The sequence below is a fragment of the Halomonas sp. IOP_6 genome, from assembly GCF_021151565.1.
GTDB classification, from domain to species: Bacteria; Pseudomonadota; Gammaproteobacteria; order Pseudomonadales; family Halomonadaceae; genus Vreelandella; species Vreelandella alkaliphila.
Map to the genome: position 1 here is coordinate 207389 of NZ_JAIRBO010000001.1, position 23024 is coordinate 230412.

At 51.5% G+C, this 23024-nt stretch carries 19 protein-coding genes; 12 read left to right on the top strand and 7 right to left on the bottom strand.

Annotated elements, in window-relative coordinates; genetic code table 11:
* Positions 1-122: 122 nt before the first annotated feature.
* The 7 genes from rpsA to K7H08_RS01080 form a co-directional block, all read right to left on the bottom strand.
* Complete coding sequence (gene rpsA, locus K7H08_RS01050; RefSeq protein WP_231656977.1) at positions 123-1799, bottom strand: 30S ribosomal protein S1; 1677 nt, start codon at positions 1797-1799, stop codon at positions 123-125.
* A 184-nt stretch (positions 1800-1983) separates the two neighbouring features.
* Positions 1984-2673, bottom strand: coding sequence for a (d)CMP kinase (gene cmk, locus K7H08_RS01055; RefSeq protein WP_231656978.1), 690 nt, complete (start codon positions 2671-2673; stop codon positions 1984-1986).
* Positions 2663-4954 carry a bifunctional prephenate dehydrogenase/3-phosphoshikimate 1-carboxyvinyltransferase gene (locus K7H08_RS01060; RefSeq protein ID WP_231656979.1) on the bottom strand — a complete coding sequence of 764 codons (2292 nt, stop codon included), beginning with the start codon at positions 4952-4954 and terminating at the stop codon, positions 2663-2665. Before K7H08_RS01060 ends, cmk begins: the two co-directional genes overlap by 11 nt.
* An 11-nt stretch (positions 4955-4965) precedes the next feature.
* Positions 4966-6057 (bottom strand): prephenate dehydratase, encoded by a 1092-nt coding sequence (gene pheA / locus K7H08_RS01065; protein WP_038484667.1) that lies wholly within the window; start codon positions 6055-6057, stop codon positions 4966-4968.
* Positions 6058-6062: 5 nt separating this feature from the next.
* Positions 6063-7166, bottom strand: coding sequence for a 3-phosphoserine/phosphohydroxythreonine transaminase (gene serC / locus K7H08_RS01070; protein ID WP_231656980.1), 1104 nt, complete (start codon positions 7164-7166; stop codon positions 6063-6065).
* Positions 7150-9924, bottom strand: a complete 2775-nt coding sequence (gyrA, locus tag K7H08_RS01075; RefSeq protein ID WP_038484673.1) for a DNA gyrase subunit A — start codon at positions 9922-9924, stop codon at positions 7150-7152. The genes serC and gyrA overlap by 17 nt, the downstream gene beginning before the upstream one ends.
* 153 nt (positions 9925-10077) lie before the next feature.
* Positions 10078-10512, bottom strand: coding sequence for an acyl-CoA thioesterase (locus tag K7H08_RS01080; protein WP_231656981.1), 435 nt, complete (start codon positions 10510-10512; stop codon positions 10078-10080).
* A 157-nt stretch (positions 10513-10669) separates the two neighbouring features.
* On the opposite strand from K7H08_RS01080, the gene K7H08_RS01085 reads away from it, so the two are divergent.
* The 12 genes from K7H08_RS01085 (at position 10670) to nth (ending at position 23013) form a co-directional block, all read left to right on the top strand.
* Positions 10670-11608, top strand: coding sequence for a recombination-associated protein RdgC (locus K7H08_RS01085; RefSeq protein WP_120386907.1), 939 nt, complete (start codon positions 10670-10672; stop codon positions 11606-11608).
* A gap of 58 nt (positions 11609-11666) precedes the next feature.
* Positions 11667-12848 (top strand): 1-acyl-sn-glycerol-3-phosphate acyltransferase, encoded by a 1182-nt coding sequence (locus K7H08_RS01090; protein ID WP_038484681.1) that lies wholly within the window; start codon positions 11667-11669, stop codon positions 12846-12848.
* Between the two features lie 171 nt (positions 12849-13019).
* Positions 13020-13301: a hypothetical protein gene (locus K7H08_RS01095; RefSeq protein WP_038484684.1), complete on the top strand. Its 282-nt coding sequence runs from the start codon at positions 13020-13022 to the stop codon at positions 13299-13301.
* A 99-nt stretch (positions 13302-13400) separates the two neighbouring features.
* A complete protein-coding gene (gene metG, locus K7H08_RS01100) occupies positions 13401-15437 on the top strand; it encodes a methionine--tRNA ligase (protein WP_231656982.1) in 2037 nt (678 codons plus the stop codon).
* Positions 15438-15529: 92 nt separating this feature from the next.
* Positions 15530-17131 (top strand): sensor domain-containing diguanylate cyclase, encoded by a 1602-nt coding sequence (locus tag K7H08_RS01105; RefSeq protein ID WP_038484691.1) that lies wholly within the window; start codon positions 15530-15532, stop codon positions 17129-17131.
* Complete coding sequence (gene rsxA / locus K7H08_RS01110) at positions 17128-17709, top strand: electron transport complex subunit RsxA (protein ID WP_038484695.1); 582 nt, start codon at positions 17128-17130, stop codon at positions 17707-17709. Before K7H08_RS01105 ends, rsxA begins: the two co-directional genes overlap by 4 nt.
* A gap of 5 nt (positions 17710-17714) precedes the next feature.
* On the top strand, positions 17715-18317 hold the full coding sequence (gene rsxB, locus K7H08_RS01115) for an electron transport complex subunit RsxB (protein WP_038484697.1): 603 nt from the start codon (positions 17715-17717) through the stop codon (positions 18315-18317).
* A complete protein-coding gene (gene rsxC, locus K7H08_RS01120; RefSeq protein ID WP_231656983.1) occupies positions 18304-19983 on the top strand; it encodes an electron transport complex subunit RsxC in 1680 nt (559 codons plus the stop codon). The genes rsxB and rsxC overlap by 14 nt, the downstream gene beginning before the upstream one ends.
* A complete protein-coding gene (locus K7H08_RS01125) occupies positions 19980-21029 on the top strand; it encodes an RnfABCDGE type electron transport complex subunit D (protein WP_038484704.1) in 1050 nt (349 codons plus the stop codon). Before rsxC ends, K7H08_RS01125 begins: the two co-directional genes overlap by 4 nt.
* Positions 21026-21661 carry an electron transport complex subunit RsxG gene (rsxG, locus tag K7H08_RS01130; RefSeq protein ID WP_038484707.1) on the top strand — a complete coding sequence of 212 codons (636 nt, stop codon included), beginning with the start codon at positions 21026-21028 and terminating at the stop codon, positions 21659-21661. Before K7H08_RS01125 ends, rsxG begins: the two co-directional genes overlap by 4 nt.
* Entirely contained in the window at positions 21658-22359 is a 702-nt protein-coding gene (locus K7H08_RS01135) for an electron transport complex subunit E (RefSeq protein ID WP_038484710.1), read from the top strand. Before rsxG ends, K7H08_RS01135 begins: the two co-directional genes overlap by 4 nt.
* A gap of 15 nt (positions 22360-22374) precedes the next feature.
* Complete coding sequence (gene nth, locus K7H08_RS01140; RefSeq protein WP_038484713.1) at positions 22375-23013, top strand: endonuclease III; 639 nt, start codon at positions 22375-22377, stop codon at positions 23011-23013.
* Positions 23014-23024: the final 11 nt, after the last annotated feature.

A 23024-nucleotide genomic window follows, 5' to 3' on the forward strand; every position in this document is an offset into this window, starting at 1 on the left:
AACTATAAAAACTAGCTTTATACGCAAGCCAAACATAGGCTAGTGATCTATTTCACATCATACAAATTCATAAAAAACGCCGCCCATTAGGGCGGCGTTTTTCTGGGCTATCAACTACTTAATTAGTCTTGGCCCATCTGCTGTTTGATTAGATCACCGATAGTGGTCGGACCACCTGCTTCCGGCTCTTGATCACGCAGCTTCTTCAGATTTTGACGAGTATCATCTTGCTCTTTCGCTTTAACCGACAGATTGATCTGACGACTCTTACGATCAACGCTTACGATACGCGCTTCAATGCTATCGCCTTCATTCAGCACGTTACGGGCATCTTCAATGCGATCAGCACTGATTTCAGACGCCTTGAGGACAGCAATAACATCTGTCGCTAGCTCAACGTGTGCTTCTTTGGCATCAACTTCTACGATACGGCCTGTAACGATGCTGCCTTTGTCGTTAACCGACAGATATTCAGCTACTGGATCGGAATCCATTTGCTTAATACCTAAGGAGATACGCTCACGCTCAGGATCGATTGAAAGAATAACGGCTTCAGCTTCGTCACCTTTCTTGAAGTTACGGACAGCTTCTTCGCCAGTTTCTGTCCAAGAGATATCAGACAGGTGAACCAGACCATCAATACCGCCTTCAAGGCCGATAAAGATACCAAAGTCAGTGATTGACTTGATGGTACCTGAAACACGGTCGCCCTTGTTGTATTCAGCGTTGAAAGTTTCCCAAGGATTAGCAGTACACTGCTTGATGCCCAGAGAAATACGACGACGCTCTTCATCGATATCAAGAACCATAACGTCAACATCATCGCCCACTTGGACAACTTTAGACGGATGGATGTTCTTGTTAGTCCAGTCCATTTCTGAAACGTGAACCAGACCTTCGACGCCCTCTTCCAGCTCAGCAAAGCAGCCGTAGTCAGTCAGATTAGTGACGACTGCGTGCACTTTGGTGCCTTCCGGGTAACGGTCTTTGATGTTGACCCAAGGATCTTCACCCAGCTGCTTAAGACCTAGAGATACGCGGTTACGCTCACGGTCAAACTTCAACACTTTGACGTTGATCTCGTCGCCAACAGCAACGATTTCAGACGGATGCTTAATGCGCTTCCACGCCATATCAGTGATGTGCAGCAGACCATCAACGCCGCCTAGATCGACGAAGGCACCGTAATCAGTCAGGTTCTTAACGATACCTTTGATTTGCTGACCTTCCTGCAGGGTTGCCAGCAGTGCTTCACGTTCAGCACTGTTTTCGGCTTCCAATACAGCACGACGCGAAACAACGACGTTGTTGCGCTTCGGGTCAAGCTTGATGACTTTGAAGTCTAGCTCTTTGTTTTCCAGGTGCGCAGTGTCACGAACCGGACGAACGTCAACCAGAGAGCCCGGCAAGAAGGCACGGATAGAGTCGACGTCGACTGTGAAGCCGCCTTTGACCTTACCGTTGATCACGCCCTTGACGACTTCGTCTTTCTCGAAGGCTGCTTCCAGAATCTTCCAAGCTTCTGCGCGCTTGGCTTTTTCACGGGACAGACGCGTTTCACCAAAGCCATCTTCTACGGCTTCAAGTGCAACGTGCACGTCGTCACCGATAGCGATGGTCAGTTCACCGTTCTCATCGCGGAATTGTGACGCAGGGATCTGACCTTCAGATTTCAGACCAGCGTTAACGGTAACCCAGTCACCGTCAATGTCGACAACCTGAGCCGCGACAATTGCGCCTGGCTCCATGTTGATGTCGTTAAGAGACTGTTCAAACAGTTCAGCAAAGCTTTCGCTCATGGTTTTCCTACGTGATCAACGTTGTTGAGGCATAAATGCCTTCTCCGTACCACCAGCAAGTACGGGCCTAATGTCATTCTGCTTCTGGAGGTGTTAGCGCTGGTTAGACCTGACCGGGCTCTCTGATATGGAGTAATCGCCCTGCCACGTCGTGACACCTTTCCAAAAACGCCGCAAGGGAGAATCAAGTGCCGTTTACCATGCCACGCTGGGCCAGCAATTCGGTCAACTGATCAACCACTTCCGGTATGCTCAGGCATGTGGTATCAAGCGTTATGGCGTCATCTGCCGGCTTGAGAGGAGCCACACTGCGCTGCGTATCGCGTGCATCGCGTGCCTGAATCTCCTTTAAAAGACTCGATAGACTAGCATCCACCCCGGCTTCCTGCAACTGTAGATGCCTACGCCGAGCCCGCTCCTGCGCACTTGCAGTCAGAAAAATTTTTAATGATGCATCAGGGAACACGACAGTTCCCATATCACGGCCGTCGGCCACCAAGCCTGGCGATTGTTGAAAATCTCGCTGACGCTGAAGCAATGCTTCACGAACTTGCGGTAGAGCCGCCACACGGGATGCCCGCTCACCAGCCTGCTCTGTGCGTATCGCTCGGGAAACGTCTTCACCTTCTAAAAGCGTTTGAGATTGCCCACCTTGCACTGGGAAAGCGACATCAAGTTGCGCAGCAAGCAACGCCAACGACGCCTCATCATCCAACGCCACGTCATGCTTTAAAGCTGCCTGAGCAGTAAGCCGATAAAGCGCCCCACTGTCTAACAGGTGCCACCCCAGGCGTTCGGCGACCAACCCACTGATGGTGCCTTTACCTGCACCACCCGGTCCGTCAATCGTTAGCACAGGGGCTTTAATCGGCATTAGCTCCCTCCACATTTACCTGCATTCCGATACGCTGCGCCAAAGCCACAAAATCAGGGAAAGAGGTAGCCACATTCGCGCAGTCATCAATAATAATCTCATCGCTTGCACGCAAAGAGGCTATTGCAAACGCCATGGCAATACGGTGATCACCTAAACTATCAATTCGACCGCCACCGTAGCTCGCCACAGCATCGTCAGCATTGCCAACAATATCAATACCATCTTCAACAACCGTGTGCTCAACGCCTAGTATCGCCAGCCCATCGGCCATTGCCTGAATTCGATCAGACTCTTTGACCCGCAGTTCTTCAGCACCGCGCAAGCGCGTTTTGCCTTGCGCGTTAGCAGCCGCGATAAACAGTGCGGGAAACTCATCAATGGCAAGCGGTACTTGATCAACCGGGATATCAATCCCTTTTAAAGGCGCATAGCGAATACGGATATCCGCCACCGGCTCACCGCCTACCTCGTGCTCATTTTCAAGCGCTAGGTCAGCCCCCATCAGGCTGAGGATGTTAATCACACCAACGCGCGTAGGGTTGATACCTACGTGCTCAAGGGTAATGTCAGCCCCTGGCGTAATAGCCGCAGCGACGAGGAAGAACGTGGCAGAAGAAATATCAGAAGGGACATCTATCGGGCCTGCTGTCAGCTTACCGCCACCTTGAAGCCAGCAAGTATCGCCCTCGCGCGAGACCTCGTAGCCAAAACCATTAAGCATACGCTCGGTGTGATCGCGAGTAGGCGCTGGCTCACGCACGCGAGTTTCACCTTCGGCGTACATACCGGCTAATAGCAAGCAGGATTTCACCTGCGCACTGGCCATCGGCATGTCGTAGTAAATACCCTTCAATGCGGCGCCACCTTTAATTTTAAGTGGCGGACGCCCACCTTCAGCGGTGTCGATAGTCGCCCCCATCAAGCGCAGAGGGTCAGCAACGCGCCCCATAGGCCGTTTGGTTAACGACTCATCACCGGTTAGCTCACTATCAAACGCTTGGCCTGCCAATAATCCCGCAAACAGGCGCATGGCAGTACCTGAATTACCCACGTACAGCGGGCCTGCCGGGGCTTTCAAGCCATGCATCCCTACGCCATGGATAGTAACCCTCCCCTGATATGGCCCCTCAATGGCAACACCCATTTCACGGAAGGACTGCAAAGTCGCGAGGCTATCCTCACCCTCTAAAAATCCTTTAACTTCGGTAACACCCTCCGCCAGAGCACCCAGCATAATGGAGCGATGGGACATTGATTTATCGCCCGGCACGCGCAGACGGCCTTGCGCCTGGCCGCCCGGCTGCACCCGATAAGTCACTTTACCGTGTGGTTGCATATGATATTCCGCCTGATAGCTGGTTTTATTCAATAACGTATCGAAATAATGGCGTGCATGACAGGCACGATCAAACGTTGCAATAAGGGCATCGCTATCGCCACTTTCTACCGCCTTCCGCAACCGAGCGAGCCCCGCCTCAAAATCATCTAACGACGACAAGACGGCGTCCCGGTTGGCAATAAAGATATCTCGCCACATAACAGGGTCGCTGCCCGCGATTCGGGTAAAATCACGAAACCCACCGGCTGCATAGCGAAAAATTTCTAACCGCTCGTCTTGACGTGCCAGCGTATCGACCAACGAAAATGCCAGCAAATGCGGCAAATGACTGGTACGCGCCAACACTTGGTCGTGCCGTTCTACACTCATTTGCAGTACATCTGCGCCAGTGGCACACCACAACGCCTCAACCCGCGCAAGCGCTCCAGCGTCGACATTCGGCTCAGGCGTTAGTATCACTTTGTGATTGATATAGAGGGCGGGATCTGCTGCGGCAACACCACTTTTTTCAGAGCCTGCAATAGGATGACCTAGCACCACTGAAGGGGGCACCTCCCCAAAGGCACGCACAGCACAGTCACGGATCGTCGCTTTCGTGCTGCCCACATCGGTAATCACCACGTTTTTAGACGCACGGTGAAGCGAACCTGCCAGGGTGGCCATCACACTCTCCATGGCCAATACCGGTACGGCCAAAATCACCATAGAGACGTCATCAAGCAGTTCTGCTAACTGCGAACCACCATGGTCTATCAACCCTAAATCAATCCCCAAGGCGATTTCTGACGCATTGGAGTCACACGCTGAAATATGTCCTTTGAAACCTGATTGTCGTAGCGCGGCGGCCAGCGACCCCCCGATCAAGCCAAGGCCAACAATCAGCAGGTGCGACTCTTGGCAAGATGACCGAACCCCAGCGCTAGATGCCAACGCTTGCACAGCACACTCCGTCACAGCACGCCTAGAGGATAGGAGCCAAGCACACGCAGCTCAGAAGCACGTAGTCTTACCTCTTCGAGCACTGCCGCGACCTGCGGCTCATCCCGATGCCCTTTGAAATCGATAAAGAACACGTAATTCCAAACACCAGTCCGCGAAGGCCGTGTTTCGATCCGCGTTAAATCAATGCGGTGACGATGGAACGGTTCCAACAGATCATGCAGTGCACCGGGCTGGTTACGCATAGCGACAACAATTGAGGTTTTATCCTCGCCAGATATCGGCACATCTTGATTACCAATAATCAGAAAGCGCGTGGAGTTATCAGGGCGATCTTCAATCTTTTCGGCAATGCGCTCTAGACCATACAGTTTGGCCGCCATATCTCCGGCAATTGCTGCACTGTGCCACTCTGTTTTGACCAGCTTGGCAGCTTCTGCGTTAGAGGAAACAGGCACCCGCTCAGCATGGGGATAGTGAGCATCAAGCCATTTACGGCACTGGCCAAACGATTGCGGGTGGGAATAGATGCGTGAGACCTTATCCCGACGCGTGGTTTCACTAATTAGCAGGTGGTGGTGAATGCGTAGTACTACTTCACCGCAGATCTTGATCGACGAGTCCATAAAGGTGTCAAGCGTATGATTGACAACCCCTTCGGTGGAGTTCTCTACCGGCACCACCCCATAATGAACAGCACCTGCCTCTACTTCACGAAAGACTTCATCAATCGCTGCCATTGGCATACTGACAGCACTCTCACCAAAGTGCTTAAGCGCCGCCTGCTGGGTAAATGTACCCTCTGGGCCTAGGTAGGCAACTTTGACAGGCTGCTCCAGCGCAAGACACGCCGACATAATTTCGCGAAACAGCCTCGCCATCTCTTCTGAGTCTAGCGGGCCTTGATTCAACGACATAATGCGGCGCAGCACCTGCGCCTCCCGCTCAGGACGATAAAATACAGCGTCTTTATCTTGAGCAAGCTTAACGTGTGCCACCTGCTGGGCGCAGTTGGCGCGCTCACTAATCAAGCGCAGAATATCGCCATCCAACTGGTCGATACGTTGACGTAAGTCGTCTAAATTAATCGGCGTATCGGACATGATGGTTAGCCTCTTCGTTGTTCAAAATCCGCCATAAAGGCGATTAGCGCATCAACGGCCTCTTCAGGCACCGCGTTATATAAACTTGCACGCATGCCACCAACACTACGATGGCCCTTTAGGTTAAGAAGCCCCGCCTCGTCAGCTTCTTGCAGGAATACGCTATCTAAACTGCTATCGGCTAGCACAAACGGAACATTCATGCGGGAACGGTTACGGCTGGCAATCGGATTAGTATAAAAATCACTGGCATCAATAGCAGCGTAAAGCTTCTGTGCTTTGCGCTGGTTAATGTCATCCATCACCTCTAAGCCACCGATGTCATCTTTTAACCACTGGAAAACAAGGCCAGCCAAGTACCATGCAAACGTTGGCGGCGTGTTGACCATAGAGCCTGCGTCTGCAAGCATTTGATAGTCAAACAGCGACGGAATGGAGCTAGGCGCTTTGCCGAGCAAGTCATCACGAATAGCAACCAGGGTTAAGCCAGCCGGGCCAATGTTTTTCTGAGCTCCCGCGTAAATCACTCCAAACTGCGTTACATCGATAGGGCCAGATAGAATGTTCGAGGACATATCGCATACCAGAGGCACATCAGCACCATCTGCGCGCTGCACCCTTGGCATATAGTCGAACTCTAAACCACCGATGGTTTCATTTGAGGTGTAATGCAAGTAAGCAGCATCGCTGCTAATCGCCAGTGCATTTTCATCCGGCACCGCCGTATGACCATTATCTTCACTACTCGCTGCCACATGACAGTTAAACCCTAACCGCCGGGCTTCACTAATCGCCTTTTTACCCCAAATGCCTGTTTGGATAAAATTGGCGCTTCCCCCTTGTCCAAGCAAGTTCATCGGCAGCATCGCAAACTGCATGCTGGCTCCGCCTTGCAAGAAAAGCACTTTGTAATTACTGGGAATATCCAGCAAATAACGCAGGTCTGCTTCTGCTCGATCCGCAATAGCGACAAACTCATCACTGCGATGACTCATCTCCATAACAGACAAGCCACGCCCCTGAAAGTCCAGCAGTTCGTTGCGCGCACGTTCAAGCACGGCAACAGGCAGGGCCGCTGGCCCTGCACAAAAGTTATAATGACGTGTCATCGGTTCCCTGTTCCTGTTCGCCATCGTCAGCGCTATCTGGCTTGCCTGGATCAACAGCATCGCTATCGACGACATCGGTATCAATCGCACCGGTGTCTAGAACGTCTGTTTCTGAACTATCTGACTCAAGCTCATCTACTTCGGCAGGCTCATCCACACGGACAGTTTTAACTAGTTTTTCTTCTTTACCCAGGCGAATCAGCATAACCCCCTGAGTATTTCGCGAGGTCGTGGACACTTCTTCAACCCGAGTGCGGACCAAGGTGCCGCGATCAGTGATCAGCATCATTTCATCGCTGTCATAGACTTGCATTGCGGCTACCAGAGCGCCATTACGTTCGCTGGTTTGCATGGCAATAACGCCCTGCCCACCACGACCACGCAGCGGAAATTCTTCTAGGCGCGTACGCTTACCATAGCCATTCTCACTGGCCGTGAGAATATAGATTTGACCTTCCGCTTGAGCATTCTCGGCCGTGACAACCTGGCTATCAGCATCTACATCGGCGTCATCTTCAGCGTCAATTTGCTGGCTCTTAGGAATGATCAAGCTAATAACTTCAGCATCCCCCGCCAGACGCATACCGCGCACACCACGGGCGGTACGCCCCATGGCGCGCACATTGCCTTCTTCGAAGCGGATAGCCTTACCGTTAGAGGAAAGCAGCATGGCGTGATCAGAGCCAGACGTAATAGCAGCCCCCACCAAACGGTCGCCCTCTTCCAAATCAATAGCAATCAAGCCGACACTACGTGGGCGAGAGAATTGCTCAAGACTGGTGCGTTTAACGGTACCTTTCGCCGTGGCAAAGAAAATGTAGTGCTCAGGATCGTAATCACGCACTGGCAAAATGGCGTTGACGGCTTCGCCTTCTTCAAGCGGTAGCATATTGACCAGTGGCTTGCCCCGAGAGCCACGACTGGCGTTCGGCATCTCATACACTTTCAGCCAATACACCTTGCCTCGGTTAGAGAACAGCAGCACGGTGTCATGGGTAGATGCGACCAGCAGGTGCTCGATAACGTCTTCATCTTTCATCGCGGTGGCTGACTTACCTCGTCCACCACGACGTTGCGCCTGATAATCAGACAACGGCTGAGTCTTGGCGTAGCCTGAGCGGGAAACAGTGACCACCATATCTTCTTCAGCGATGAGATCTTCAATCGACAAATCAAGGTGGCTCGCCTGAATTTCCGTACGGCGGTCATCGCCATACTGCTCACGTACAGCATGCAGCTCTTCTCGGATGACTTCCATCAGACGATCTGGAGAAGCCAGGATGGTCGTAAATTCCGCGATTTTCTCAAGAATCGACAGGTATTCGTCTAACAACTTCTCGGTTTCAAGACCCGTTAGGCGATGCAGACGAAGCTCTAGAATTGCTTGAGCCTGCGCGGGCGACAATCGATATTCCGTCGCCGCCGTATTTAGACCAAACCCTTCATCTAGCTCTTCAGGCTTGCATGAGGTTGCGCCAGCGCGTTCCAGCATCGCGGTAACCTGTCCAGGCTTCCACGTTTTAGCCAACAGTTTTTCACGCGCTTCAGAGGCATTGGGAGATGCCTTAATCAGCTCGATCACTTCATCAATGTTGGAGATGGCAACTGCCAAACCTTCCAACAAATGACCACGCTCACGGGCTTTTTTCAATTCATACAAGGTACGGCGAGTAACAACTTCACGGCGGTGGCGAATAAACGCCTCAAGCATCTCTTTTATGTTCAGAGTGCGCGGCTGACCATTTTCCAGCGCCACCATGTTAATCCCAAACACATTTTGCAATTGTGTTTGCGCAAACAAGTTGTTGACGACGACATCACCCGACTCGCCGCGTTTGATCTCGATCACCACGCGCAGGCCGTCTTTATCCGACTCATCGCGGAGCTCAGCAATACCCTCGATTTTCTTCTCTTTTACCAGCTCAGCGATTTTTTCGATCAATCGCGCTTTATTCACCTGGTAAGGCAGTTCAGTGATAATAATGTGATCTCGACCACTCTTATCATCATGCTCAATCGTGTGGCAGGCACGCACATAGATACGTCCACGCCCGGTGCGGTAAGCGTCTAAAATACCCGCGCGACCGTTGATAATGCCCCCGGTAGGGAAATCCGGCCCTGGAATGTACTGCATGAGGTCATCGACAGTAAGCGTGTAATCATCAATTAACGCCAGACAACCATCAATTATTTCCCGCATGTTATGGGGCGGGATATTGGTCGCCATGCCCACTGCAATCCCTGACGACCCGTTAATTAACAGGTTAGGAACTTTGGTTGGCAGCACGGCTGGAATGCGCTCGGTGCCGTCGTAGTTATCGACCCAATCGACGGTATCTTTTTCCAGGTCAGCTAGCAGCTCGTGGGCAAGGCGTGCCATACGCACTTCGGTGTAACGCATGGCGGCCGCGTTATCACCGTCAATAGAACCAAAGTTACCCTGACCATCCACCAGTACGTGACGCATGGAAAAGTGCTGGGCCATACGAACGATAGTGTCATAGACCGCACTGTCACCGTGCGGATGGTATTTACCGATGACATCGCCGACGACACGCGCCGACTTCTTGTACGGTTTATTCCAATCGTTGCTCAGCTCGTGCATGGCAAAAAGCACGCGCCGGTGAACAGGCTTGAGGCCGTCACGCACATCGGGAAGAGCGCGACCGATAATGACACTCATCGCGTAGTCGAGGTACGACTGTTTAAGCTCGTCTTCAATATTGACGGGCAAGATTTCTCTGGCGATGTCACCCATGAAAGTCAGATCCTTTGCACTGCATTGGCACTGCGAGAGTTGAAAGCGCTTAAAAAAGCCGCCCTTGATACCACACCAAGGCGGCGCGCAGAGTCAGCACCATCATACCACTGCATAAGCACCATGGGCAGTCAGTGGCAACGGCATTACGCTTTACGCTAAAAAGGCGTCTTTATCGACCACAAGCCCCTCAAACACCTCTCGCACGTCTCCTTCAATAGGAGCGGCCTTATTCGCCTTCATATCTAGCAGCACAAAGGTCAAATCTGCCTGAGCAACCAGTACGCCGTCTTGACGCACAATTCGATGATGGCAAATCGCGCTACGATCACCCACGTCTACTATGCCGGTCATAATCTGCAAATCATCGCTCTGTACAGCGGCTGCTCGATAATCAATATTCAGATTGACCACGACAAACGCTCGGCCTGCCTTATGAAGTTGATTTATCAGGCGCGGATGGTCATCAAAAAAAGCCCAGCGCCCCTCTTCCATAAATTCAAGATAGCGCGCGTTGTTGACGTGACCGTAGCCGTCTAAATGGTAACCACGTACTCGCAGCGCAACACTGGATATTGCTGTAGACATAACACCCCCATTTTTAAAAATCTGTTAACCATTCACAAAACCTCCCAAATCAAACACAAGTTTTAAACTAGTGCAACAACAAGGCAATCCCCTAAGACGCTGGTAGGAAAGGCTTGGTTTCGCCATAATGTGCCACCTTTTTAATAGGATTGGTGACATGTGGTTTAAGCACCTACATTTATACCGCCTTCACGGCGCCCCTGAGCTTGATAGCGATACACTAGCGAATGCACTCGACGAGCATGCAGCCAAGCCGCTAGGCAGTGCGGATGCCCGCCGCTTAGGGTGGACAGCCCCGGCAGGACGACTGGGTGGTGGTCAGCGGCTGCATGAAATCCAAGGCCACCGACTACTTTCAGCCCTGCGCCAAGAGCGCTTGCTTCCTGCGTCTGTAGTAAAAGAGGAAGTGGACGATAAAGTCGCTGATATCGAAGCCAGCGAAGGGCGCAAGGTAACGCGCAAAGAAAAAACGGCGCTGAAAGAGCAAGTCACTGAGGAACTAATGCCCCGCGCATTTGTTCGCAGTCAGAAAATCGATTTATGGTGGGATACGCGCCGTCAATTAATTGGCGTCAATGCCAGCTCTCGTACACGGGCAGAAGACGTGCTGGATCTACTACGTGAAACGTTGGGCAGCTTGAAAGTCACGCCGCTCACATCACAAACACTGCCTATCCGTGCGATGACGCAATGGCTGGGCGAAGCGGAAAGCCGCCCTGCCGACCTTGTGTTAGGGGATCAGGTTGAGTTAAAAGCCAAAGGCGATGATGGCGTGCTGCGTGCTCGCCAAGTTGATCTAGACAGCGACGAGATCCAGCAATTGCTTGAAAGCGGACGTCAAGCCAGCAAGCTCGCAGTTAGCCTGGAAGGTCGTTTAAGCTTTGTTCTGCATGATGATTTAGCGCTGAAATCATTGCGTTTTGGCGATGCATTAATAGAGGAAGCTGATCACGCAGATGATGGCGATGATGCACTTGCTCGCTTAGAAACTGATTTTATTTTGATGGCGCAGGCACTTTCTGACGATATTCCTCGCCTAATCGAGTGGCTGGGTGGTGAAGCTCAGCGCGAAGCTGCTACGCAGCCAGACGCTTAATTCAGCCGTTAGCCTGCTGATATAAACTGTTTATTTCTGCCTATATCCAACGGATCGCATGACTCATCACAACAACGCACTTAACGCCGACACCGCCAACGACCCCTGGGCTGACATTCGCCCCTATATGGATCATGAAGTGGCCAATGTTCTTGAGCGCTTATCACATGATAGCGAGCTTTTAAATGCATTGACTCAGTTCAGGCTCCCGCGCATGGCCAAGTGGGCGCCCCCCATCGCCCGCGCTTTAGCAGGCCATGCCGTCCGTCGTGAAGTAAAGGGCGTTACATCCGTATATGACTTCCAGATGCGTATCGCCAGCTATATGGAGCGCATGATTCGCACCACCACGGATGCCTTCGAAGTCTCCGGGCTTGATAAGCTCGATAACAACAGCGCTTACCTGTTTATAGGCAACCATCGCGATATATCGCTAGACCCCGCCTTTGTGAACTATGCGCTTTATCTGGCTGGTCGCGATACAGTACGTATTGCGATCGGAGACAACCTCCTGAAAAAGCCTTACGTCACCGATCTGATGCGGTTAAACAAAAGTTTTATTGTACCGCGCAGCGCCCGAGGCAAGCGTGCGATGCTGGCAGCATATCAGCAGTTATCAGCCTATATTCGTCACTCAATTACTGTTGATCAGCACTCTATTTGGATGGCGCAGCGAGAGGGTCGTGCTAAAAATGGCATTGATCGCACCGATCCCGCCATCATCAAAATGCTGACCATGGCCAGACGCAACGCTGACCGGGATATGGTATTCGGTGACGCCATTGCCGAGTTGAAACTGGTGCCGGTATCAATTAGCTACGAATACGACCCTTGCGACCATCAGAAAGCTCAGGAACTCCACGATATCGCTACCGAAGGAAGCTACGCGAAAAGCGAATTCGAAGATATTCGCTCTATTGTGTCAGGAATCACCGGCTCTAAAGGTCGGGTGCAACTGCGCTTTGGTAGTCCGGTAGGCGCTGATATGGCAACGCCGGATGAAGTGGCAGCAGAGATTGATCGCCAAGTGATCGGTGGCTATCGCCTGTTTCCTAGCCATTATTTAGCACTGGAAGCCCTAGGCGAATCACCAGAACTGATCGCCCGCAAAACGATAACGCGTCAAGACAGAGAGCGCTTTAACGCTCGGCTGGCTAGCATACCTGAAGCGTTGCGGCCTTATTGGTTGGAACAATACGCCAACCCTGTCAAACACAAGGCTGGGCGCCTGAGCCTTTAAAGCGCAAGGGTACTGGAAACATACGTACTGGAACAGTGTGCTAGTAAAAGCCAATAGACTGCATCCAATGCTTCCAGGAACCCATGCTCAGCTGTAAAAAAAGTGCTATGGTCAAAGCATTCATTGGTCTCGCTTGAACATCCCTCAAGCGCGGTCTTAAGGAGAACTCCAATGTCCGCATCAGAAATTCAAAAAACACGTATTATTAATGAACTACGCGATTTTATTCGCAAGCTGCTCCAAGATCCAAAAATCTTAGAACAATCCCTAGCGATTGCAAGACAGCAGCTAGTCGAAGGCAACAGCCCTGCCGTAATGGCCAAAATTGCCAACGAAATCTCCGACACTACGAGCGTCCATATTCCCGAAGACCCCACTGAGCACTCTGAAGCTGACAAGCTTTTTTTAGAGCTTCTGCGTGAAGTCGTTCAGGAAGAGCAGGCACTTTACTAGCGGAGAAATAGCTGTAAGCAGCATGTTGACGTTACCGGCGAAGCGCACCCCTACTTCGCCGTCTTTATTTGCACTGCCTAACCGGAATTATCATTCACCATGTCAAATACTGCCCCGCGCAACATCTTGGTGACAAGCGCGCTTCCTTATGCCAATGGCGCCATTCACTTGGGTCATCTTCTTGAGTACATCCAAACCGACATTTGGGTGCGTTTTCAAAAAAGTCGTGGACAGCAGTGCTACTACGTTTGCGCCGACGACGCCCACGGCACTGCCATTATGCTGCGGGCTGAGCAGGAAGGTATTACGCCCGAAGCCCTGATCGAGCGCGTTTCCCAAGATCATCAAGAAGATTTCGCCCGCTTTGGCGTGGGATTTGATAACTATCATTCCACCCATTCAGAAGAAAACCGCTATTTTAGCGAACTGATCTATACCCGCTTGCGTGATAAAGGCCATATTGCCACCCGCGATATTGAGCAAATGTTTGATCCGCAAAAGGGCCTATTCCTAGCGGACCGTTTTATTAAGGGCACGTGTCCTAAGTGCGGTGCCGATGATCAATATGGCGATAACTGTGAAAAGTGCGGTGCCACTTACACGCCTGCTGACTTAATCAACCCTGTCTCAGCTATTTCTGGGGCAACACCAGAAGTTCGTAGCTCTACGCATTACTTCTTCAAGCTGCCAGACTTTGCTGAATTTCTTCAGCAATGGATTAATGATGGCCATGTACAGCCACAAATTCGTAACAAGCTGATGGAGTGGTTCGAGTCGGGCTTTAATGAGTGGGATATCTCCCGAGATGCGCCCTACTTTGGCTTTGAAATTCCTGATGCTCCAGGTAAATACTTCTATGTCTGGCTAGATGCCCCCATTGGCTATCTAGCAAGTTTTAAAAACTTATGTGATCGGGAAGGTATCGACTTCGATACCTTTTGGAAGAAGGGTTCCGATGCAGAGGTTTACCACTTCATTGGCAAAGATATTGTCTATTTCCACGCCCTGTTTTGGCCTGCCATGTTGCACGGTGCAGACCTTCGTACGCCGACTGCGGTCAACTGTCACGGTTTCTTAACTGTAGACGGTGCCAAGATGTCAAAATCTCGTGGCACTTTCATCAAAGCAGCTACCTACGCTGAACATTTAAATCCAGAGTATTTACGCTACTATTTTGCCGCTAAATTAACGTCCAAAGTGGATGACCTGGACCTTAATCTCGACGACTTTTCTGCGCGAGTTAACTCTGATCTAGTAGGAAAAGTTGTCAATATCGCCAGCCGCTGCGCCGGCTTTGTGAAAAAACTGGGCGGCGGCAAGCTGGCTGAACACTGTGCCGAACCACAAATGGTCGCGCGCTTTATCGCGGCTGGCGATGAGATTGCTGACGATTTTGAGGCGCGTGAATTTAGCCGGGCCATGCGCAAAATTATGGAATTGGCCGATGAAGCCAATACGTACATCGCCGACAAGGCCCCCTGGGCACTAGCCAAGCAGGAAGGCCGTGACGCCGAAGTGCTGGAAATCTGCTCAGTAGGCATCAACTTGTTCCGCCAGTTGATGGTCTACCTTGCACCTGTGGTGCCAACCATGGCCGAACAGGCACGTGAATTCCTGGCGATTGAGTCACTTGACTGGGACAGCCGCAATACCGTATTAGTCAATCACTTAATCAATAAATTCAAGCCATTAATGACGCGTGTTGAACGGGATAAGATTGACGCTATGATTGAGGCATCCAAGGAGGATTTAGTGGAAGAGCAGAAGCTGAAAAACACTCCCAAAGGTCCCCTGGCGGAAGAACCGATTGCGGCAGAAATCAGCTTTGAAGATTTCGCTAAAGTTGATTTACGCATTGCCCGCATTGCCAAGGCACAGTACGTTGAAGGTGCTGACAAGCTGCTCCAGCTTACGCTGGATTTAGGTGGTGAAACACGTAATGTCTTCTCAGGTATTCGTTCTGCCTATTCACCAGAAGCACTTGAGGGCCGCTTGACGATCATGGTAGCTAATTTAGCTCCTCGTAAGATGCGCTTTGGTTTATCAGAAGGCATGGTATTAGCATCTGCTAACAAAGAAGGCATTTACCTACTTTCCCCCGATGCCGGTGCGGAACCAGGACAGCGCGTAACTTAATTAGGTATACTTTGACAAAGGGGCTGAGCACGCAACCTCAGCCCCTTTTTCATGAGTTCGTATTGATATTTTAACCCTACTGAGTTCGCTATATGCACCAGCGTATCCCACGCTCATTGCGTTTTCGTTTTTTCGCTGCCCTTGGCGGATTACTTCTATGTGCAATAGCCGCGCTGGCATCAATAAGCGCATGGCTTATATTCCCGGCACTGCAAGCAGAAGAACGGGCTACGGTAAAACGGGAGCTGGACCGTGTTGAACGTAGCTTTGAGTTGGATCAACAGCAGCTACATTCGCAAGTACGGGACTGGGCTCACTGGGATGATACTTATCAGTTCATACAAGGAGAGTATCCACGCTATGCAGACGTCAACTTTAGCCAAGAAATGTTTGAAGACATGCGCTATCAGCTCATGGCATTTTTCACAGCCAGCGGAGACGTGCACTTTCTTGCTGGAATAAATCCAGTAACAGGCGACTACCAAACATGTAGAGCCCCTATCGATGACTGCAGTTGGATGAACCCATGGGTAACCAATATGCAGACAGCCATTGCCGAAAACAGAACCGATCAGAGTAGCATTTACCCTGACCGTCCTCCGGCAATAATGGCCTCTAGCCCAATTTTACGCACTGACAAAAGTGGCACGGCAGCTGGGTGGTTATTCAAGACGCGCTCATTAGATGATGATTGGTTGGCGTTTATGGAGGTTTATACAGGGCTACCTATCACCCTCAACCTCAGTAAGGAGACGATTTCTATCAGCGATGTTTTCAGCTTTTCAGGCAATACGGTATTTGCCGAACGTTACTTCCCTACATCGAGCTCTCTCAGCTCTGTATCGTTAGGCGTAGGCATTGAGCTTAATCGTACAAGTTATTTAACCAGCTTAACCACATTTCGTTATGTGCTGTTATGGACCGCTGGCTTGATGATCATGGTCATTGCCTTGGTACTACTGCTTCTTGAGAAAATTGTGCTAAAGCCGCTACGTTTATTAACTCAATTTACTCAGCAAGTAGGCATTGATGGGGCGGATGCCCATGGGCTTACCAAACGCAACGATGAGATAGGGTTGCTGGCACGTACGTTTCAAGAGCAATTCGCCTGCCAGCAGCAGCTCAATGCCGAGCTGCTGAAGCTATCCACCCATGACGCACTAACGGGTCTACCTAACCGCCGGCTTTATGATCAGCGCCTAGAAACGGCCTTTTCAGACGCTGTCTCAACACCAAGTGAATTAGCGGTTATGATGTTGGATATTGATCACTTTAAGCTGTACAACGATCACTACGGTCATCAACAAGGCGATGAATGTTTGCAGCAAGTTGCTGGCGCTTTTAATAGCATCGCAACCAAATTCAACTTCCTAATTGCCAGAACGGGAGGAGAAGAGTTCAGCGCCATCTTGCCGGGAGCTTCTCCAGATTCTGCCAAGGGCATTGGCGAGCAACTGACGCGAGTGATAGACCAACTACAGCTACCCCACGCCACATCACCCGTGAAGCCCTATGTAACGGTAAGCGTTGGTATCGCTACGCTGAAAGATAGCAAATCGCCTTCGCCAAGCGCCATAATGAGTACAGCCGACCAAGCGCTCTATCTTGCAAAAGCAGCCGGAAGACATCAGGTTGTGCTATTTACCCCCCCTAAAGCCAGTAACACTCTTTCTGCGCAAAATACGCCGCTATGAATGAACTTTTCTTGATTTTGGTCAGTACTGCGCTGGTCAACAACTTCGTATTGGTACAGTTTTTAGGGCTTTGCCCGTTTATGGGGGTTTCCAATAAGCTTGAATCTGCGATGGGTATGTCGCTCGCGACGACGTTCGTACTCACCCTAGCATCTGCCGCTAGTTATGTGGTCTATCATGGCTTACTTGTACCCTTGGACGTTACCTATCTTCGCACTATCAGCTTTATCGTTGTTATTGCCGCCGTCGTGCAATTTACCGAAATCATGGTGCGTCAACTCAGCCCCCTATTGCATCAAGTGCTGGGGATCTTTCTACCGCTGATTACGACTAATTGTGCGGTACTTGGTGTTGCCCTGTTATCGCTTAACCGCGAGCTGAGTTTCTTTCATACTACCCTTTATGGGCTGGGTGCAGCGCTTGGGTTTTCGATGATTTTGGTGCTGTTCGCAGCGATGCGCGAACGATTGGCCAATGCTGATATACCAACCCCTTTTAGAGGTGCCGCCATTGCTATGGTCACAGCGAGCCTTATGTCACTGGCATTTCTCGGTTTTTCAGGATTAGCACAGGGGTAACCGCCATGGGAGACATATTTTCTTGGTGGGGCATTCTCAGTGCAGTGGGTGTGTTGACCGGAATTGGAATAACGTTTGGGGCACTACTGGGAATGGCCAGTGTGCGCTTCAAGGGCGAAGAAAATCCGCTGGTAGAGCAGATTGATGCGCTGCTGCCACAAACCCAATGTGGCCAGTGCGGCTACCCAGGCTGTCGGCCGTATGCCGAAGCCATCAATCAGGGCGATGCGTTAAATAAGTGCCCGCCTGGCGGCGAAGCGACTATTCACGCATTAGCCGACTTATTAGGCCGAGAGCCTGTGCCACTGGATGGCGAAGCAGCCACCGAAGATACCGTCGCATTTATTCGTGAAGCCGAGTGCATTGGCTGCACTAAGTGCATTCAAGCATGCCCAGTAGATGCCATTATTGGCGCTGCAAAGCAAATGCATACAGTGATAGAAGATGAATGCACCGGCTGTGATTTGTGCGTTGCGCCCTGCCCGGTCGACTGTATTGATATGTTGCCCAGAAGCAAGCCTCTCAACCAATGGCAGCCTGTCGTCACCAACGCACCTTTAATCACCAGCGATCGCCAGCTAACCAGGAGCCAGCATGCCGGCCTATGAATTTCCGGGCGGCATTACTCCGCCCGAACGAAAAGATCGCTCGAACCAATCGCCGCTTCGCAACGCGACTTTGCCTACCCAAGTAACACTTCCGCTGAAACAGCATTCAGGTAATCCCGCGATCCCCTGTGTTGCTATCGATGATACGGTTCAGGTGGGTAGCCTAATTGCCCAGCGAGACGGCATGGTATCGGCCAACCTGCACGCCAGTATTAGCGGGACAGTGACTCAGATTAGTGATAACGCCATCACCATCGACGCCGATGGCTTAGATCGCTGGCAAGTGCTGCCCTCTCTTAACTGGCGTGCCGAAGACCACCAAACGACCATTGCGAGACTAGACAGCTGCGGGCTAGTAGGCCTTGGTGGTGCCGGTTTTCCCGCTTATATCAAAGCCCAAATAGCGGATCATCACCGCATTGATACGCTCGTCGTCAACGCCGCCGAATGCGAGCCGTATATCACAGCAGACGACTTGGCTCTTCGCCACTATCCAACCGAGATACTGGAAGGCGCGCAAATGGTCGCTAAGCTCTGCGGTGCCCGTCAGATTGTGGTGGGTATTGAAGATAATAAGCCCGAAGCGATCCATGCATTAAAAGAGGCGCTCTCTCACTTTCAAAAGTCTGACTGCCAGCATCCAGTGAGCATAACGATGAAGGTCATCGAGACCCGCTATCCCAGCGGTGGTGAGCGCCAATTGATCAAAAAACTGCTCAACCTTGATGTTCCCAGTGGTGGCCTTCCTGCCGATGTTGGTGTTCTCTGCCACAACCCCGGCACACTGCTGGCAGCGCTATATGCAGTACGTGATGGTAAACCTTTGGTCGAGCGAATTGTCACCTTGACGGGAGATGCCATCAGCACACCAGGCAACTACTGGGTGCGTATTGGCACATCTATTGAAACGCTGCTTCAGCAGGTAGGGTTAGCAAACCAACAGCTTCATCAAGTCATTGTGGGCGGTCCGATGATGGGCTTACCACTCACAACACTTGATGTCCCGGTGACCAAAACGACAAACTGCTTGATTGCAGCCACCCGCGAAGAACTTCCTCCAGCCCCCAGTGAGTCTCCCTGCATTCGCTGTGGCGCTTGTGAAAGTGTTTGCCCTGTTCAGCTTCTTCCGCAACAGCTGCATTGGTATGCCCGTGCAGAGAACGACGCTACATTGGAAAAATTCCACCTATTTGATTGTATTGAGTGCGGTGCCTGCAGTTATGTTTGCCCTAGTTATATCCCATTAGTACAAGACTATCGTTCGGCAAAGCAGCGTATTCGCGTTAAGCGCATTGAGTCCGCCAAAGCCGAACACGCTAAACATCGATTTGAATTTCGTCAGGCTCGCCTGGCGCGCGAGAATGCCGAAAAGCAAGCTCGTCGCCAAGCGAGGCAGGCACAAAGTCGTCAGACGTCAGATAGCTCAAAGGCAACCGACAGTGCAGCGCCAGTGGTTGATTTGCGCAGCTTGCGCATTGCTCAAACCGCCGCTAAAGCGGCAGTGAGAAAAGCTGAAAAAACCCTCGCAAGGGCTGCAGCAGAAGACCCAAGTCAGCGCCACGATGATTTAGAAACTCAACTGGCCACCGCCCAAGAAAACCTTAAGGCAGCTGATACTCGGCTGGCTGAAGCTCGCGCCACGATGGCACAACAGGAATCGCCATGAGCATGATGCACGCCTCGCAGCGAACGACTGAATCATTAAATACGATGCCACCCACCGCCCATCTAATGCGATGGGTGATCGTCGCCACCGTGCCTGGGCTTGCCGCAATGACGTTTTACTTCGGCCTGGGCGTTATTAGCAATGTGCTTTTAGCAGCCCTGTTTGCACTCGGCGCAGAAGCGCTGGTGTTAAAACTTCGCCAGCGCCCGTTACAGCCTGCACTTAGAGATTCAAGTGCAGTATTAACCGGCGTACTGTTAGGTGCATCGCTACCACCTGCTAGCCCCTGGTGGCTCCTTGGGATAGGCGTTATTGCGGCCATCGTGGTTGCTAAACAACTGTATGGCGGCCTAGGCCAGAATCCTTTCAATCCCGCCATGGTGGGCTACGCACTACTACTCGTATCGTTTCCCACTTACATGACGTTATGGTCGCCGCCGCAGCCTCTAATCTCTGAAAACCTATGGGTCCAGATAAGCGGTACCTTACCGACTTCCACACTTGATGCGCTAAGTGGTGCTACGCCGCTAGATGCCTTTAAACATAAAGGTGAAACGGTACTGGCCAGCGAATTTTGGGCTAGTCAGCCTTTACCTGAAGGGACATTGAACGCTTGGCGCAACGTCGCGCTAGCTTGGTTAGCAGGTGGACTGCTATTAATTGCCAAACGAATTATTAGCTGGCATATCCCTGCTTCGATGCTTGTTAGCATGGCAGTGCTCGCCACGCTTTTTTATGCCAGCGACCCAAGCCACTTCGCTTCACCGCTGTTTCACCTAACCACAGGTGCAGCAATGTTCGGCGCATTTTTCATTGCCACCGATCCCGTCTCGGCAGCGACTAGTCGCCGAGGAAAACTGTTTTTTGGCGCGGGGATTGGCGCGTTGGTCATGATTATTCGCACGTTTGGCGGCTACCCCGATGCCGTGGCATTTGCCGTTTTACTGATGAACTTATGTGTACCGCTATTGGATATCTATACCGTTCCACGCCCTACGGGCCAGCCTAAAGTACAGCAGCATGCAAAGCACGGTGACTCACCATGACGCCCCGCCAAGCCATGCTACGCGGCGCTTTCGCCTTAGGAATGTTCTCACTGGTCACTGCTGGCAGCGTTGCGTTGACCCGTGCGGTGACTGCCGAGCGTATCGCTGATCATCAGCTAGCCTATCAACACCGCCAACTGCAGGATGTATTGCCTGCCGCATTAACAGATATAGCGGTTCAAACGGTTTTAGATGGCGTATTCAAGCTCCCTAACCCGAAACAGTTGGGGCACCGCGAACCTCAACAGGGATGGTACGTCCAGCGCGATCATCAACGGGTCGTCATCCTGCCGGTCGTTACTCGCCAAGGTTACAATGGCGAAATTCGGCTACTGGTGGGCATTGACCAGCAACAACGCATTACCGGTGTACGCGTTACCCAGCACCAAGAAACGCCTGGGCTTGGCGATGACATTGAGCGCCAGCGAAGTGACTGGATAACCGAGTTTAATGGCTTGAGTTTAAACAGCCTGCCACCGGGTGGATGGGCCGTGCGTAAAGATGGTGGCCACTTTGACGCTTTTACGGGCGCCACCATTACGCCACGCGCAGTCGTCAACGCTGTCCATAGTGCACTGAGCTATGTCACCGAAACAGAACTCCCTATCACCTTCGAAGAGTCCACCCCATGAGTCAGTGGCGCGAACTAGCCCGAAACGGCCTATGGTCGAATAACCCTGCTCTCGTTCAGTTATTGGGGCTATGCCCCTTACTGGCTGTTAGTGGTAGCGTTGTCAATGCACTGGGATTGGCATTCGCTACCCTGCTTGTCATGGTGTGCGCTAGCACTACTATTTCGTTGATTCGCCACCAGGTTCCCAGCGCAGTAAGACTGCCTGCCTTTGTCATGGTGATTGCCGCTTTCGTGACCTGCGCTGAGCTTTTAATGGCTGCATTTGCCTATTCGCTTTACCAAGTGTTGGGGATTTTTATTCCGCTGATTGTCACTAACTGCGCCATTTTAGGGCGTGCAGATGCGTTCGCTTCCCGCCAGCCAGTCATACCGGCTGCCATTGATGGCTTTATGATGGGCCTCGGGTTCGGTGCCGTATTGATTCTGCTCGGGGCGCTACGCGAGTTGCTTGGGCAAGGCACGCTGTTTAGCGATATGGCGCTACTATTTGGGCCTATTGCTACCAACTGGCAACTCACCTTCGTAGATGATTATCAGTTTTTGTTTTTCGTGCTGCCGCCCGGGGCTTTTTTCGTTGCGGGGCTATTGATTGCGTTAAAGAATGTACTTGATCAACGCCGTAGCGCTCGCGCGCAACCTGCTCAAGCAGTGCCCCGAACAGATCGTCGAGTACGTGTTACTGGCACTATCAAATAACCAAGAGAGCATCCGATGAATGCCCAAAAGCGTTATGAAATTTTTGCTCGCCTACAGGCGGAGAATCCCCATCCCACGACTGAGCTAAACTGGAGCACGCCCTTTGAACTGCTAGCAGCAGTGCTGCTGTCTGCTCAAGCGACGGACGTTGGCGTTAACAAGGCCACTGACAAGCTTTTCCCTGTGGCCAATACGCCCCAAGGGATTATTGACCTGGGTATCGATGGGCTAAAAAGTTATATTAAAACCATCGGGCTGTTTAACACTAAAGCCGAAAACCTGATGAAAACCTGTCACTTGCTGATCAATCAACATGGTGGCGAGGTGCCTGAAACACGCAAAGCGCTGGAAGCCTTGCCGGGAGTAGGGAGAAAGACCGCCAATGTGATTCTAAACACCGCGTTTGGTCAGCCCACCATCGCCGTAGACACGCACATTTTTCGAGTTTCTAATCGCACGGGTATCGCCAAAGGCAAAGATGTCGTTGAGGTTGAGCAAAAGCTACTACGCCATGTTCCAAATGCATTTAAACAGGACGCCCACCACTGGCTGATTCTACATGGGCGCTATACCTGCATTGCCCGCAAACCACGCTGCGGCAGCTGCATTATTGAAGACCTGTGCGACTATAAAGACAAAACCGAACTTGCTTAAGCCCACTGGTT